Below are 14,690 nucleotides of genomic sequence, written 5' to 3' on the forward strand. Positions count from 1 at the left end.
TTCGGTTTGGAGTGTCAGCTTCTCCCCCGACGGCAAGACAATTGCCTCTGCCAGTGATGACAACACCATCAAACTCTGGAGTCTGGATGGCAAAGAACTCAAAACCTTCAAAGGGCACAGCGATTCGGTTTCTTGGGCCAGCTTCTCCCCCGATGGTAAGACAATAGCTTCTACCGGTCGTGATAAGACAATTAAACTCTGGAATTTGGATGGCAAGGAACTCAAAACCTTCAAAGGGCACAGCGATTGGGTTTGGGGTGTCAGCTTCTCCCCTGATGGGCAGACCATCGCTTCCGCCAGTGCTGACAAGACCATCAAACTCTGGAGTCTGGATGGCAAGGAACTCAAGACCTTTAAAAGGCATAGTGATGGGGTTTCTAGCGTCAGCTTCTCCCCAGACGGCAAGACGATCACTTCCGCCAGTCGTGACCACACGGTAATTCTCTGGGATTTGGATTTAGATAATCTTCTGATTTTGGGGTGCAATTGGCTGCAAGATTATTTGCATAATCATCCTGAAACTTTAGCTGAACTACAGCCATGCCAAAACAAGTCTATGCTAATAGCAGCAGCGCCAACTTTAGTTGCCGAAGGTGAGGAGTTAGCCAGTGCAGGTGAATTTGAGAAAGCAGTTATCAAATTCAAACAAGCTAAAGAATGGAACCCTGAATTAGATATTAATCCAGAGACGAAAGCAGAAACTCTAAACTTGATTTTTCAAGGCAAAGAATTGGCGAAACAGATTGATATTCAGGGTGCAGTTGCTAAGTTCAAAAAAGCACAGCAGCTAACGCCTAACATCGACCCTGAGCCAGAAACAACAACCTTAGACAATAACCCAGAAGCATTTGCTAGAAAGCTTGCAATCTCAGAATTACTTAGTAAAGGAAAGGAACTAGTAAGCAACGGCGATGTCAAACAAGCTATTTCAGCCTACGCTAACGCTGAAAAACTCGACGCAAAACTCGAAATCTCTGCTGACGATTGGAACAGCCTGTGTTGGAGGGGTAGCTTGCATGGGTATGCATCTGATGTGATGTTTGCCTGTGAAAAAGCTGTTACCCTTGCACCCACACATGGAGGTATTTTGGATAGCCGTGGACTTGCTAGGGCGCTAACTGGCGATAGTAAAGGCGCAATTGAAGATTTCCAAGCCTTTATTAAATGGTCTGACAATCCTGAGAGGAAATCACAGCGCCAAGGTTGGGTTAATGCTTTAAGTGCGGGGAAAAATCCGTTTACAAAAGAAGAGTTGCAGAAGCTACGCCAGCAGTAGTGGACTGTCTAGGCTAAAATGTTGCATTAGGAACACCTGATTCTTGGGGTTCAAAAATCGGATAAAGATGTTTAAGTTTGACACGAGCATCTTCAGTAGTAAAACGCCAAATAACTTTACTAGCAGTGGAGTTGCGTTCCTGCTGCCAAGCTGCTAACTCCAGAGAAAGTTCTGCCACTGAAGAAATACGTCGCTCTAAACATTGTCGGCTTAAAACACTTAATTCCATCTCCGCAACATTGAGCCAACTACCATTACGAGGGGTATAGTGAATCTCCAGTTTTCGAGCTAAACGATGAGCTTCTGGGGCGGGAAAAGCTTCATACAAAGAGGCAATATTGTGAGTGTTCAAGTTATCACAAAGTAATTTGACTTTGTGGGCATGAGGATAGTCTTCATCTAATAACCGACGCACTTCAATAGCCCAATCTACACGAGTTCGATGGTCACGATTGCTGACTCTTCGCCAACCTCGATTCGGATCGAAGAACATAAATAAAGCTTGGACTCCTTCACGAGTGTAGTGATAATCTTCTTTAGCATCATGACCTGGTTCGGCTTTAATTGGCTCACAAACATGTCCAGTTAACTGTATAGAAGCTTCATCCATACAGATTAGCGGTTCCAATTCACTATGTAGTTGACTATAAAGATCCAAAACTACTTCCATTTGGGAAATAAAACGTGCTAAATCCCGTTCTGGGATACAAAACCTTTGTATTTTCCACGGGCGTAGCTCGTTTTTTTTAATATGCTTCTGACTGTCTCTACGGCAATTTCTGTGATGATATTTCTATTTTTAATTTCTTGAGTTAATAGTCTCAGACTCCAATGCGCTCTTCCTGTGGGTGGGTCAGAACAACACAGTGCGATGATTCGTGCTTCCGTATGACCATCAATTTTGGCTGGTACTGGTGGACTTTTTCGTTGACTGCGATTTAGAGCTGGTTGTTCACCTTGCTCCAAAAATCTTTTCCTTATTCTTCCTACTGTATTGCGATGTAAGTTGAGGGCTAAACTGATTTGTTCATCTGTCCATTTTTTCGTCGCACCCTCACCTTCATCACACATTAATAGCACTTGTGCGTGCAATATTTTTTTGGCTGGGGCATAACCATTACGACTTATCTCTTCTAGCTTTCGCCTTTGCTCTGTATTTAAAAGCACTTTGTCTCTACGACCTTTGCCCATCAACTTACCCCAATTCTCTGTCTTTTTTATTGCACTATTTTAGCCTAGACAGTCCAGTAGGGTGTGTTATGCCGTAGGCTAACGCACCTTGAATCGTTGATGATGCGTCGGTGCGTTGCGCTGCGCGACAACACACCCTACATTTACTACATTTACTTTTAAATTTCTCATTTTGAGCTTAGATATCGCGCTTGATGATTTCTTTAAATTAGCTACTCATTTTTATATTTTGAGTAAACAAAAAGGCTTGTAACTTTCTCATTTAGCTGTTTCAAGTAGGCAAAAAGCCATTTCACCTACCCAAAAAGCCATTTCATCTACTCAAAAAGCCATTTCACCTACTCATTTTGGTGTTTTCCGCAAGCAAAAAGCCATTTCACCTACTTAAAAAGCCTTATCGCTTACTCATTTTAGTAAATCACGCACTCATTTTGGTGTTTTCCGCAAGTAAAAAGCCTTATCGCTTACTCATTTCGGTAAATCACGCACTCATTTTGGTGTTTTCCGCAAGTTTTTGGGCTGATTACTTGCTCAAAAAGTGTGATGTCTGACAACACGCTGCTGTGCAGCTACGCTTTCTTGTTTTTTGCGATGCCTACGGCGGGCTACGCCTACGCATTTGTTCTCAAATCAAATTGGATAGTTGAATGTAGACACCCGAAGCGGGTTTCGGTGGGCAATGCCCACCCTACAGATACTCGTTTTTTACTATTAATTACAAATTACGTCTTATACCAATTTAATCTGAAGTTGCATATATCTTGATCCCCCTAAATCCCCCTTAAAAAGGGGGACTTTGATTCTAGTTCCCCCCTTTTTAAGGGGGGCTAGGGGGGATCAAATTCTATGCAAACTCATAAAAAATCGGTATTACTAACTTGTACTCTTGCAAGTCGAAGTATGACGATTTCGTATTAATTGATTCCTGCTCCAAACTGGGGAATTACTAACAAAAATTTTTGCCTTTAATAATTGACAAGTATAAAATTATACTTTATATTAAGAAATATAAAGGCGATCGCCCTTATGTAACATCCAAAAGATAAAGGCGATCGCCCAATCCCGCGAAGAAGAAAGCGATTGCCCTTATGTAACATCCAAAAAATAAAGGCGATCGCCCAATCCCGCGAAGAAGAAAGCGATCGCCCTTATGTAACATCCAAAAAATAAAGGCGATCGCCCAATCCCGCAAAGAAGAAAGCGATCGCCTTTATGTAACATCCAAAACGGAGTACGAATACCATGATGGCACAATCAGAAGATTCCGCCCAGTCAAAATTAGTACAGTTCTTAGGCGAAGATTCAAATACACCAAAGCCACATCAACCAACTCAAAACCCGTTTCCCAACAGAAAACCGATAAAGCATCTGCTGATTGGTTCAGCCAAAGCTGTTACCAGTACAATTCACTACTTGCAAGTAGTTGGCTACGCAGGCGTGGGGGAATGGAGTCCACTGTTACCCACCGATAAACCAGATGAGGTGATGAGTATTTTAATCCGCCAAATTCTTATGCAATAAACCTCAATCTTAGATCCCCGACTTCTTTAAAAAGTCGGGGATCTAAATCTTTTTAAGTATTTTTGTCCTTGATTTATGAGGACTTTTTTTAAGAAAATGTTAAGGCTTAGAGTGTGTCGTGCTACACTCAACAGACCCTAATTGCCTTGCGATCGCGTAAATGCAGCAGTCTTTAGAATGAACCACAGCCACGTTAAGCTGGATAAAAGTAGCAATTTGTTGCACTTTTGAGGATAAAATTCGCGCTTTGCTGTTAATTTTTAATTTTCCCTGCTTGAGATACCTGGAATGCTAGATCGAATTTTTGATTATCTTCATTTTCACTTCAGCGTTGAAGCTCCTATAGTCCTGCTAATCCTCGTGTTGTTAGAGGCTGTGCTATCTGCTGATAACGCGATCGCCCTCGCTGCGATCGCCCAAGGATTGGAAGACAAAAAGGTTGAGCGTCAAGCCCTTAACTTGGGTTTGGTTGTGGCTTATGTGCTGCGGATTACCCTAATTCTTACTGCCACTTGGGTACAAAACCTCTGGCAATTTGAACTTTTGGGTGCTGTTTACCTCCTATGGCTAGTATTCCAACACTTTACTTCCCAAGAAACCGATGAGGACGATCACCATCACGGGCCGCGCTTCAACTCTTTGTGGCAAGCGATACCTGTAATTGCCTTTACAGATATGGCATTTTCTTTAGATAGTGTGACAACTGCGATCGCTGTTTCTCAAGAAAGATGGCTAGTACTAACGGGCGCAACAATTGGGATCATTACCCTGCGCTTCATGGCTGAATTATTTATCCGTTGGCTAGATGAGTTTGAAAATCTAGAGGACGCAGGCTATATAACTGTGGCGTTAGTAGGTTTGCGTCTGTTATTGAAGGTGGTAAATGATAGTTTGGTTCCACCAGAATGGTTAATGATTACTGCGATCGGTCTGATCCTAGCTTGGGGATTTTCCAAACGTACTCTCATTGAAGTACCCCAGGAAGTACCTGAAAAAACTGAAGTGTCGAAGTAGAAAAGGAAAAAGGGACATCAGGATACTATTGGCGAATGGTGGGTTTGAACCCTCAATTCAAATTAAAAAAGTTCTCTCGCACACCCGATCTACCGCCCGCAGGCTGGAAGCCTGGGGCTAACGCTACAAAGCCCACCTTCGTGGGCTAAGAAAATTTAGCCCACGAAGGTGGGCTTTGTTCGATTAGCCACACCCTTCTAGGGTGATGGCGAGATTGTGGAATAAGCGAGAGTATTACCTTTGATTCGCCAGATGCATCCATAGGGACGCGGGGAAACGGAGAAAATTTTTATCTCCGCGTCCCTGCGTCTTCCCCTCTCCGCGTCTTCTTCTACTCGCGCAACCAACGAGTTAATTCTGGTTGCCAGTTTACTAATTCTTCGTCCTTAAACCACAGAGCAACTTCCTTTTGTGCTGTCTCCGGAGCATCAGAACCGTGGATGATGTTACGACCGATGTTGATCCCCAAATCACCGCGAATAGTTCCTGGTTCTGCGTTTAAAGGATTAGTCGCACCAATTAACTTTCTAGCAGAGGCAATTACGCCATCACCTTCCCAAACCATCGCTACTACTGGGCCTGAGGTGATAAATTCTACCAATCCTGCAAAAAAGGGTCTTTCGCGGTGAACGTCGTAGTGTTGTTCAGCTAATTCCCGGCTGGGTTTGAGCAATTTCAAACCAACAAGGGTAAAACCTTTTTTTTCCAAGCGACCGATAATTTCACTCACCAGTCCGCGCTGTACGCCATCGGGCTTAATTGCTAAAAATGTGCGTTCCAAAGCTATCTCCGAAAACTTAATAAATTTTTCAAGATCAATTGTCTTTTGTCCTTTGTCCTTTGCATTTAGTCATTTGTTGATAGTCTAGGGATTTCACCCATGTGACTAATGACTGATGAATAATGACTAGTAACACACGACTCTTGACCAATCAGAGTTTATCTCAGAAATTATCACTGGGAGCATTTGCGATCGCAATTAAAGAGGGAACAGGGAACTGGCAACGGGCAACAGGGCTTTATGTTAGGGAATACCTCATCCAAGACTCCTCCCAATAAGGGCTGTGAGAATTTCTGATTCCTATAAGGAAACAGAAAATATAAAAATCTGTTCCCTGTTCCCTATTCCCTGTTCCCTTGTTCAATGAATGCGTTAAATTGAAAATTCGTGGGTGAAACACAGAGGTCAGGAAGAAATGGGTGTTGAATCAACTGCTACATCTGAAGAGGTAGTTAAGCTGTCGTCCAATGGACACAAACCGGAAGTGAAGAACAATAAGCCCAAAAAGCTTTTACCACCTAGTACTAGTACAGAAGATTCGCCTCGTTCCTGGAAAATAGAGGACAGCGAAGCCCTGTATCGGATCGAAGGTTGGGGACAACCTTATTTTTCGATTAGTGCTGCCGGTCATGTCACTGTTTCCCCCAAGGGCGATCGCGGCGGTTCGCTAGACTTGTTTGAATTAGTCAACGCTTTAAAGCAGCGCAATTTGGGGCTGCCGATGTTGATTCGCTTTTCTGATATTTTGGAAGATCGGATTGAGCGCTTAAACGCTTGTTTTGCCAAAGCGATCGCCCGGTATAACTATCCTGGCGTCTATCGTGGTGTATTTCCTGTCAAATGCAACCAGCAGCGCCATTTAATTGAAGATTTAGTCAAATTTGGCAAACCCCATCAATTTGGTTTAGAAGCCGGTTCCAAGCCCGAATTAATGATTGCTCTAGCTATCTTGGATACACCAGGAGCATTGTTAGTTTGCAATGGCTATAAAGACCAGGAATACATTGAAACGGCGATGTTAGCCCAAAGGCTAGGACAAACGCCGATTATTGTCTTAGAACAAATTGAAGAAGTCGATCTAGTAATTGCTGCTAACCGTCAGTTAGGTATTAAACCTATCTTAGGAGTACGGGCAAAACTCAGTACCCAAGGCATGGGACGCTGGGGAACCTCAAGCGGCGATCGCGCTAAGTTTGGTCTAACTATGCCTGAGGTTATTGAGGCGGTTGACAAGTTACGCGAAGCTAACTTGCTAGATTCTTTGCAGTTGATGCATTTCCATATCGGCTCGCAAATCTCAGCCATTAATGTGATTAAAGATGCCATCCAAGAAGCCAGCCGCATCTACGTAGAGTTGGCAATGCTGGGGGCAGATATGAAATATCTCGATGTCGGTGGTGGCTTGGGCGTAGATTACGATGGTTCTCAAACTAACTTCTACGCCTCGAAAAACTACAACATGCAAAACTATGCCAACGACATCGTGGCAGAGTTAAAAGATACCTGTGCCGAACGGCAAATTCCCGTACCAACCTTAATTAGTGAAAGTGGTAGAGCGATCGCTTCCCATCAATCAGTACTGATTTTTGATGTTCTCAGTACTAGCGATGTCCCTCTCGATACCCCAGAACCACCACAAGAGGGCGAATCCCCAATCATTAATTATCTGTGGGAAACCTACCAATCAATTAACAAAGAAAATTATCAAGAGTTCTACCACGACGCCGCCCAATTTAAAGAAGAAGCCATTAGCCGTTTCAACTTGGGCATTTTGCGCTTAAGAGAACGGGCTAAAGCCGAACGCCTTTACTGGGCTTGCTGTCAAAAAATTCTTGAAATTACTAGGCAGCAAGAATACGTACCCGACGAACTAGAAGACCTAGAAAAAATTATGGCTTCTATTTACTACGCCAATATGTCGGTGTTTCAATCCGCACCCGATTGTTGGGCGATCGACCAATTATTCCCGATTATGCCCATACACCGTTTAGATGAAGAACCGACGCGGCGGGGAATTTTGGCTGACCTCACCTGCGATAGTGATGGCAAAATCGATCGTTTTATTGATTTGCGTGATGTCAAATCTGTTTTAGAGCTGCACACCTATAAGCCAGGAGAACCTTACTATTTAGGGATGTTCCTCAGTGGAGCTTACCAAGAGATCATGGGTAATTTACACAACCTATTTGGCGACACTAATGCAGTTCACATTCAATTGACCCCCAAAGGTTACCAAATTGAACATGTCGTCAAAGGCGATACCATGAGCGAAGTGGTGAGCTACGTGCAGTATGACTCCGAAGATATGGTGGAAAATATCCGCCAGCGTTGCGAAAAAGCTTTGGAGGAAAAGCGGATCACCTTAGCCGAATCTCAGCGCCTTCTGCAAACCTACGAACAGAGCCTCAGGAGATATACATACTTGAATAGTTAGGCAAAAAGTCAAGAGTCAAGAATCTAAAGTCAAGAGTCCAGAGTCCAGAGTCAAATGACAAATGACAAATGACAAATGACAAATGACCCTTGACTCTTGACTAAATCACAGTAGTATTGAGCAATTCTGCGATCGCTTGTCGCTCAGCTGGAGTATGAGATGGCGGTGTTTGACGGGCATCGGTAATTAACCAGTCTAAAGCCGCAGCTTGAACGTCAATAGTTGCCCCAGTTTTATCGACGCAGTAACGTCCAAACACGAGTTTATCAACCAAGCGGACTCCCGGGCCCAGACGCGACCATTCAAAAATCACGCTGTTTTCTACAGTCGCACCACTGCATATCCAACAGTTGGGGCCGATCATCGCTGGACCAACAATTTTGGCTCCGTCTTCGATTCTGGTCATAGCACCGATGTAAACTGGGCCTGTGATATCCACTTTGTCCCAATTTACAGCTACATTTAAGCCAGTGTAGATGCCAGGCGCAACTTCATACCCAGGGATTTGCACATTTTTAATTTCTCCTAACAGCACACCCTGAATTGCTCGCCAGTAGTCTGGTACTTTACCAATATCTACCCATTCAAAGTCCATAGGGATAGCATAAAAAGGCGCACCAATTTCCACGAGTTTGGGAAATAGCTGGCTTCCAATGTCGTACTCTACTCCAGAAGGGATATACTTAAATACTTCTGGCTCAAAGATGTAAATACCTGTATTAATGTTGGTGCTGAGAGCTTCTTCTGTTGAGGGTTTTTCTTGGAAAGCCTTAACACGTCCATCTTCATCAGTAACCACTACACCGTAGCTCGAAACCTCTTCCAGAGGCACGGATTTCGTAATAATAGTAGCGATCGATCCTTTGGATCTATGCCACTTGACAGCCGCTGTTAAATCTAAGTCAATCAACGCATCACCGCACAATACCACAAAGGTATCGTCAAAAAACGGGGAGAAATCTTGGATACGCCGCATTCCCCCAGCTGAACCAATTGCTTCCCCAACTAATTTACCGTCGTCATCAATTTTGCCTTCAAAAGAATAGGCAATCTGTACACCAAACCGCTGACCATCACGGAAATAGTTTTCTATTTCTTCAGCTAAATGGCTAACGTTGACCATAATTTGGTCAAATCCATGCTGACGTAACAGTTCTAGTAAAAATTCCATCACTGGCTTTTGCAGGATAGGAATCATCGGTTTGGGAATTGTATAGGTAATCGGACGGACACGAGTACCTTTACCCGCCGCAAGAATCATCGCCTTCATAAAGATTTATTCCTCAACCACAAGCCAGTTTACTTTCAACGAGTTATACTTCATTGGTTTACTGTTTTATTCATCCCTGATAGCACAAATTAGGTGAATTTGCTGGTTGTTGCAACAAGCGGTAAAACGAAATAACAAGCGATCGGTTATATATTTAATTTACTTAGATTTTAGAGTTTGCTGATGCAACAAGATTAAAGTTGCTCAGTTTATTGGTTGCTCCAAGGGTTGGCAGGTGCTAGCTGAATCTATAAGTAAGCGGATTTTAATTTCCTGGTAAAACTCCTCCTGCAATAGCTCTACCTTGGATTGAGCTGATAGCAGTAGCAGTGCCCAGAAAACACTAACTAAGTGGCTGTGTTCTGATACATGGGCTGAACCATTTTGGTATGGTTGTTTACTTTGAGTCCATAACTCCACAAGCTGTTCTAAATTCAGCCAGTTTTGCTCTAAATGTAACTTTGTTGCCGAAAGATGCAACACTTGCTCTAATTCTCCAGCTACTTCTGTCAGATTTTCCTGGTGAGCCAATTCTAGAGCTGCACGCATAGATTGGACAGTTGGCTGACGCCGAGGGCGGACAGGTTTGCTGGTTTTCTGTACAAGTTTTAGCTGATTCGCCATGACCTGCAATTGCTCAATTAACTCTTGCAGAGTCACGCGACGTTTCGGTGGTGGCATAGCTGCTGGACGACGACGCAAGTGATGCTCTAATGGCAGGCGAGGGGTTGGATGTAACAACCCATCTTCACTTTCTAGCAGATCTTCGCCTAGTGCAATTGCTTGTTCATCTGCGGCTGATTGTAATTGCATTAAGGTGTTGGCTTTAAACAATACCAACATTGATGCTGATAAGAAAGCCTGTCCAGATTGAGACAAGTCGGCTTCATAGCCTCTTGCTGTGGACTCCGGTGCCATTAGTTCTAAGTAACGGTCAATCACCTCAATGACCTGGACATCCCAAGGATCAATTTCTCCCTGCTCAGCTTGGTGGATCAGAAGTGTAATTGTTTCTAATAGCTCGGATGCATCCATCAATTAGTTTCTGTAATTAAGTTAAAAGTACGTGGATTAACAGTCGAATTATAGAACGAGCAATTATGCTTCTTTGCTGAAAGCATCAGTTGCTACTATCTAGATAAAATTAGCACAAGGCTTACCAGTTGCATTAAGAATCAAAACTTACGTAGGAAATTATACTTAATTTTTCTCAAGATGTGCATTCAATTTCATTGTGAATTCTATTGTCAGCCATTTTGAAATATAGGTTAATTGCACTTTGACTAGCCAATGCTATGGTTCTTTGCTGAAAAACTCAAGTATAATATGATATTTTTATAATTTTATCTATGTAAAAAATAGTAATTTTTAATACTTTTTTGGTGAAAATGTTAAGTATATTTAGTTGCTAAAGATGAGTAAGTTAAATAGAAATTTGATGAAATTGAAAGTAAAAACCTGAGTGAATTGAAATGGCGCGATGTCTACGACAAGCCGCTCCGCGTCTACGCTGTGTGCAATAAAATCCGATTCTAGAGGCTAGGTGTGGTTAGCGCAATTAAATTACAATTTTTCCTAGTCTTAAGATTACAAAAATTTTTTTAAGTTTTACCATCTTCATCGCAGTCAGATTCATAAGTAATTCTAAAAGGTGATACAAATTCACCGGATTGGCCACTCTTAATCGCATCAAAAGTCCCTTTAATAGTACCGGCAATCGGGACAGCAACGAGTGTTCCCAACAAACCAGCGATTTCAAATCCCATGAGAATAGCAACAAAAATCCAGATGGGATTAAGCCCAATAAAATCACCGAGTAACTTAGGCGCTAAGAGGTTATCTTTAAGCTGCTGCATCAGAATCGCCGCCAAAGCAACTTGAACTGCTAACCACCAATTTTGTAGCAGCACCAAAATTGTTACTAAACCAATAGCTAGAGTTGCTCCCACAAAGGGAATTAATTCACCTATGCCAATAACTATGGCAAATAGTAGGGCAAATGGAACCTTTAGAACTAAGAAAATAGGAGTTAGGGTAACTACCATAAATAGCCCCAATAACAACTGACTAAGGAAAAAATTCTGAAAATTTAAGCGTAAGGATGTAGTTAAGGGGATTCTAATATTAGACGGTAACAGACTGATCAGACCAGACCAGACGCGATCGCCATACAGGAGCATGTAAAACGCCAGCACGACTACTAATACCAAATTTAGTAATCCTGATAATAGCGTTCCAGCAAATCCTACCGCACCAGAAGCTAGCTGCTGCACTAAATTTTGAATATTAGCATTAATTTGATTACTTACCACTCTCAAATCTATGGGTAAACGCCGCTGTCTTGCCAACGCCTCCACATTCTCCAGGTTTCTTTGACTGCTGCTTAACCAATCAGGGATTTTATTCAATAGTTGTATTGTTTGGTCAATTAGGATCGGCACTAAGGTTATGCCTAGAATCACCACCAGTGTTAAAGTAACGAGCAAAACCACGATCACAGCCTGAGCATGAGTGATCCGCGCACGTTGAAAAAACTGAACTGGATAATTTAATAAAAAAGCCAGAATTGCTGCAATGCTCAGAATAGTGAAGGGATGCTCGAAATAATGAAACAGTACTGAGAGCAGCCAGACGTTGAGAGCGATAATCGGACCGCTCAGACCGTAAATTAATAAACGTTGAAGAGAGGCTGAACGGCGCATCATACCAATTTTGGATTTTAGATTTTGGATTGCAAGCCTTGAGTGTAAGAATTCTCTAGCGATCTCAAATACTACCTATCTCAATTTGGTATGTAATGCAATATTTTTTCGAGACTCCTAGAAAAAATTTGTTTAACTGGCATTGGTGCCAATCGCCATAATAGATATTTTGAACAAAGATGTATCTACCCATATTCGATCGCAAGGAAGTAAATCACGATGCATCAACCCATTGCCGACCTTCGCAAAGATTACACATTACAAGATTTGAGCGAATCTGAGGTTGACCCTAATCCTTTTATACAATTTAAACAATGGTTCGAGCAGGCATTGTCAGCCCAACTTCCTGAACCCAATGCTATGACTATAGCAACCGCTACACCAGACGGTAAGCCCTCGGCCAGAATGGTGCTACTTAAAGATTTTGATGAACGGGGCTTTGTTTTCTTCACCAACTATAACAGTCGTAAAGGGCAAGAACTGGCAGAAAATCCCCAAGCGGCATTGGTTTTTTGGTGGGCAGAATTAGAACGTCAAGTTCGGATTACTGGAAGGGTGGAGAAAGTTTCGCAAGCCGAGTCTGATCGGTATTTTTACAGCCGTCCCCAAAACAGCCGTCTCGGTGCATGGGCATCTAATCAAAGTGAAGTGATAGCCAGCCGAGAATTCCTAGAGCAAGGCTTACAAGAGTTGCAGCATAAATATGAAAATCAGGAAATTCCTCGCCCACCGCATTGGGGAGGATTGCGAGTAATTCCTACAGAAATTGAGTTTTGGCAAGGAAGGTCAAGCCGCCTGCATGATCGCTTGCTCTATAGTTACTTAGATGATGGCAGTTGGAAAATCGTGCGGTTATCACCTTAATGAGTGCTAGTTTAGATCCGCGACTTTTTGTAAAAGTCGCGGATCTAAATTGAACTACTTTATTCAGCAACAGCACTTTGAGAAACTGTTGGTTTTGGTGCAAACTGAATCCTAGGATCTGGCATAAATGTATATCTAAGATAAATTCCACCCCAGACAAACAAGGCAATCAGCAACGCCCCAATACCGAGAGGACTGGGAAGCCAGAAAACTACTTCTATGTGGTTTAACTCACCAGTTCTCAACTTCCACACCAATTGATTTTTGTTCTTTTCCGGCTCGATCGCATTTTCTGCGATCGGAATGTTTTTAGCGCCGAAAGGAGTTTTCAAACTAAAATCCAAATCGAGAATTGAACCTGTGTTCGCTAGAACATTACCATTGCTGGCAATCAAAGATAGCGATCGCAAATCCAAATCATAAATTAAGCGATTGCGCACAAAGAGTAAAAAGTTATTCTGCTCGATTAGCAAGTTTGATTCAATTTTCGGCAGTTCTGAATTAGATCCAGACTGTACGGATTCAGGTTTTTGATTGGTACGGGAATTAAAAAACTCGTTAAACTTCTCTTGCAGTTCCTGCCCATTACTAAAGGGAACTGTCACAATAATTTCTTCTGGAGAAATCCGTCGAGTTTTTCCTTCTAGTTTCCGCGCGCGACGTTCTATGCTGTTTAACCATTCATACACGTAATCGCCACTAAAACTAGTGAGCCGTTCTCCTAATTTAATATGTTGCACCAATTCGCCGTGATTGGAGTTGTCAAAGTTCACTCCTACGTCGTACTGGACACAACCAGATAACAGCAAGGATGCTAACAGTACCATCCACAAAATAGGTTTGGGGATTTTGGCGTTCCGGCTGTTTCCCGGGGTAGGAAAGTTGTGGTTAATCGACTTGTAACGAGTAAATTTTGTAAACAATTCTCTTTTTTTACTCACAAAACTTAATGGTCTAATTAACCATACTAAAATCTTTCCTAAAAACGACCAATTCATTAGTATAAATCTCCGAAACTAGGGAATATTTAACCAATCTTTACTTCTAACGCTTGGCACTGTTGATGTAAAGAAAGTTTTCCTTAAAAACTCAACCAAACCAAGTAAGAAAGCATTAATCCAATAACAATTAACGCTAGCCAGATAAAGCGATTATCTCTGGTATTGACTTGGCTGAGATCAACAAATTCCGGTTCCGCAGATTTCTTTTCCCCAGAAGATTGGCGAGGATTGACCGTTACACGAATTTGGGACTCATTTTCTGGTAATTTGCCCAAATCGGGAATTTCGGTCATCCACTCACTGGGTCTTTTAAGCTTTGGTGCTTTTAAGATGTAGAGTAAATGTCGAGCTTGCTTGTTAGTTTCTGAGTAGGGATGACGTTTAAGTTGTTCGCAAAGTGCGATCGCATCCTCAGTCCTTCCAGCAGCTTCATAAGCTGTCACTAGCCATATATCCACTTCACCCCCAAGGCGAGAATTGCGCGACAAGAGAGCGCTGGCTTTTTCCAGATTTTCTACAGCTTCTCGGTATTGCCCATTTTCAAAAGCAACTCTCCCAGCTTGGTAGCGAGATTTGGCTATTTCTAAACTTTCTGTATTCACGTTCTACACACAAATTAGTACTGCTTTAATTTAT

At 42.4% G+C, this 14,690-nt stretch carries 13 protein-coding genes and 1 pseudogene; 6 read left to right on the top strand and 8 right to left on the bottom strand.

The window, feature by feature from the left end; translation table 11 throughout:
• Window positions 1-1,276: pseudogene (locus BV375_RS18860) on the top strand (PD40 domain-containing protein); the annotation flags it as partial.
• A gap of 13 nt (window positions 1,277-1,289) precedes the next feature.
• Here BV375_RS18860 and BV375_RS18865 read toward each other — a convergent pair.
• A protein-coding gene (locus tag BV375_RS18865; protein WP_143842132.1) for an IS630 family transposase occupies window positions 1,290-2,467 on the bottom strand; the annotation gives its coding sequence in 2 pieces (ribosomal slippage) (window positions 1,290-2,035 and window positions 2,035-2,467; 1,179 coding nt in all).
• 1,086 nt (window positions 2,468-3,553) lie between these two features.
• Window positions 3,554-3,721: a hypothetical protein gene (locus BV375_RS36980; RefSeq protein WP_166507478.1), complete on the bottom strand. Its 168-nt coding sequence runs from the start codon at window positions 3,719-3,721 to the stop codon at window positions 3,554-3,556.
• Here BV375_RS36980 and BV375_RS18875 point away from each other — a divergent pair.
• Both BV375_RS18875 and BV375_RS18880 read left to right on the top strand, forming a co-directional pair.
• Window positions 3,710-3,988 carry a hypothetical protein gene (locus BV375_RS18875; protein ID WP_086763111.1) on the top strand — a complete coding sequence of 93 codons (279 nt, stop codon included), beginning with the start codon at window positions 3,710-3,712 and terminating at the stop codon, window positions 3,986-3,988. The two genes, BV375_RS36980 and BV375_RS18875, sit on opposite strands and share 12 nt — an antisense overlap.
• Before the next feature lie 288 nt (window positions 3,989-4,276).
• Window positions 4,277-5,002 carry a DUF475 domain-containing protein gene (locus BV375_RS18880; protein ID WP_086763113.1) on the top strand — a complete coding sequence of 242 codons (726 nt, stop codon included), beginning with the start codon at window positions 4,277-4,279 and terminating at the stop codon, window positions 5,000-5,002.
• 331 nt (window positions 5,003-5,333) lie between these two features.
• Here the strand turns inward: BV375_RS18880 and ndk are convergent, their stop codons facing one another.
• Window positions 5,334-5,783 carry a nucleoside-diphosphate kinase gene (gene ndk / locus BV375_RS18885; protein ID WP_086685507.1) on the bottom strand — a complete coding sequence of 150 codons (450 nt, stop codon included), beginning with the start codon at window positions 5,781-5,783 and terminating at the stop codon, window positions 5,334-5,336.
• Between the two features lie 122 nt (window positions 5,784-5,905).
• Here ndk and BV375_RS36985 point away from each other — a divergent pair, with 122 nt between their 5' ends.
• Window positions 5,906-6,061 carry a hypothetical protein gene (locus BV375_RS36985; RefSeq protein ID WP_166507479.1) on the top strand — a complete coding sequence of 52 codons (156 nt, stop codon included), beginning with the start codon at window positions 5,906-5,908 and terminating at the stop codon, window positions 6,059-6,061.
• Window positions 6,062-6,198: 137 nt separating this feature from the next.
• Window positions 6,199-8,217, top strand: coding sequence for a biosynthetic arginine decarboxylase (gene speA, locus BV375_RS18890; RefSeq protein WP_086763115.1), 2,019 nt, complete (start codon window positions 6,199-6,201; stop codon window positions 8,215-8,217).
• 100 nt (window positions 8,218-8,317) lie between these two features.
• Here speA and BV375_RS18895 read toward each other — a convergent pair whose 3' ends face one another.
• From BV375_RS18895 to BV375_RS18905, 3 genes are all read right to left on the bottom strand, one after another.
• A complete protein-coding gene (locus tag BV375_RS18895; RefSeq protein WP_086763117.1) occupies window positions 8,318-9,487 on the bottom strand; it encodes an NDP-sugar synthase in 1,170 nt (389 codons plus the stop codon).
• 204 nt (window positions 9,488-9,691) lie between these two features.
• Window positions 9,692-10,522 (bottom strand): ScpA family protein, encoded by an 831-nt coding sequence (locus BV375_RS18900; RefSeq protein WP_086763119.1) that lies wholly within the window; start codon window positions 10,520-10,522, stop codon window positions 9,692-9,694.
• 566 nt (window positions 10,523-11,088) lie between these two features.
• Window positions 11,089-12,189 carry an AI-2E family transporter gene (locus BV375_RS18905; RefSeq protein ID WP_086763324.1) on the bottom strand — a complete coding sequence of 367 codons (1,101 nt, stop codon included), beginning with the start codon at window positions 12,187-12,189 and terminating at the stop codon, window positions 11,089-11,091.
• Between the two features lie 219 nt (window positions 12,190-12,408).
• On the opposite strand from BV375_RS18905, the gene pdxH reads away from it, so the two are divergent.
• Window positions 12,409-13,053 (top strand): pyridoxamine 5'-phosphate oxidase, encoded by a 645-nt coding sequence (pdxH, locus tag BV375_RS18910; RefSeq protein ID WP_086763121.1) that lies wholly within the window; start codon window positions 12,409-12,411, stop codon window positions 13,051-13,053.
• 59 nt (window positions 13,054-13,112) lie between these two features.
• On the opposite strand, the gene BV375_RS18915 is transcribed toward pdxH, so the two are convergent.
• On the bottom strand, window positions 13,113-14,051 hold the full coding sequence (locus BV375_RS18915) for a DUF3153 domain-containing protein (protein ID WP_086763122.1): 939 nt from the start codon (window positions 14,049-14,051) through the stop codon (window positions 13,113-13,115).
• Window positions 14,052-14,134: 83 nt separating this feature from the next.
• Complete coding sequence (locus BV375_RS18920) at window positions 14,135-14,656, bottom strand: tetratricopeptide repeat protein (RefSeq protein ID WP_086763123.1); 522 nt, start codon at window positions 14,654-14,656, stop codon at window positions 14,135-14,137.
• Between the last annotated feature and the right edge of the window lie 34 nt (window positions 14,657-14,690).

It is taken from the genome of Nostoc sp. 106C (assembly GCF_002154725.1).
GTDB lineage: Bacteria > Cyanobacteriota > Cyanobacteriia > Cyanobacteriales > Nostocaceae > Aulosira.

Excerpts from the sequence above, each read along its gene's own strand:
- BV375_RS18875 (WP_086763111.1), top strand. The coding sequence starts at position 3,710 with ATGATGGCACAATCAGAAGATTCCGCCCAGTCAAAATTAGTACAGTTC.
- BV375_RS18880 (WP_086763113.1), top strand. The coding sequence starts at position 4,277 with ATGCTAGATCGAATTTTTGATTATCTTCATTTTCACTTCAGCGTTGAA.
- BV375_RS36985 (WP_166507479.1), top strand. The coding sequence starts at position 5,906 with ATGACTAGTAACACACGACTCTTGACCAATCAGAGTTTATCTCAGAAA.
- speA (WP_086763115.1), top strand. The coding sequence starts at position 6,199 with ATGGGTGTTGAATCAACTGCTACATCTGAAGAGGTAGTTAAGCTGTCG.
- BV375_RS18895 (WP_086763117.1), bottom strand. The coding sequence starts at position 9,487 with ATGAAGGCGATGATTCTTGCGGCGGGTAAAGGTACTCGTGTCCGTCCG.
- BV375_RS18900 (WP_086763119.1), bottom strand. The coding sequence starts at position 10,522 with ATGGATGCATCCGAGCTATTAGAAACAATTACACTTCTGATCCACCAA.
- BV375_RS18905 (WP_086763324.1), bottom strand. The coding sequence starts at position 12,189 with ATGCGCCGTTCAGCCTCTCTTCAACGTTTATTAATTTACGGTCTGAGC.
- pdxH (WP_086763121.1), top strand. The coding sequence starts at position 12,409 with ATGCATCAACCCATTGCCGACCTTCGCAAAGATTACACATTACAAGAT.
- BV375_RS18915 (WP_086763122.1), bottom strand. The coding sequence starts at position 14,051 with ATGAATTGGTCGTTTTTAGGAAAGATTTTAGTATGGTTAATTAGACCA.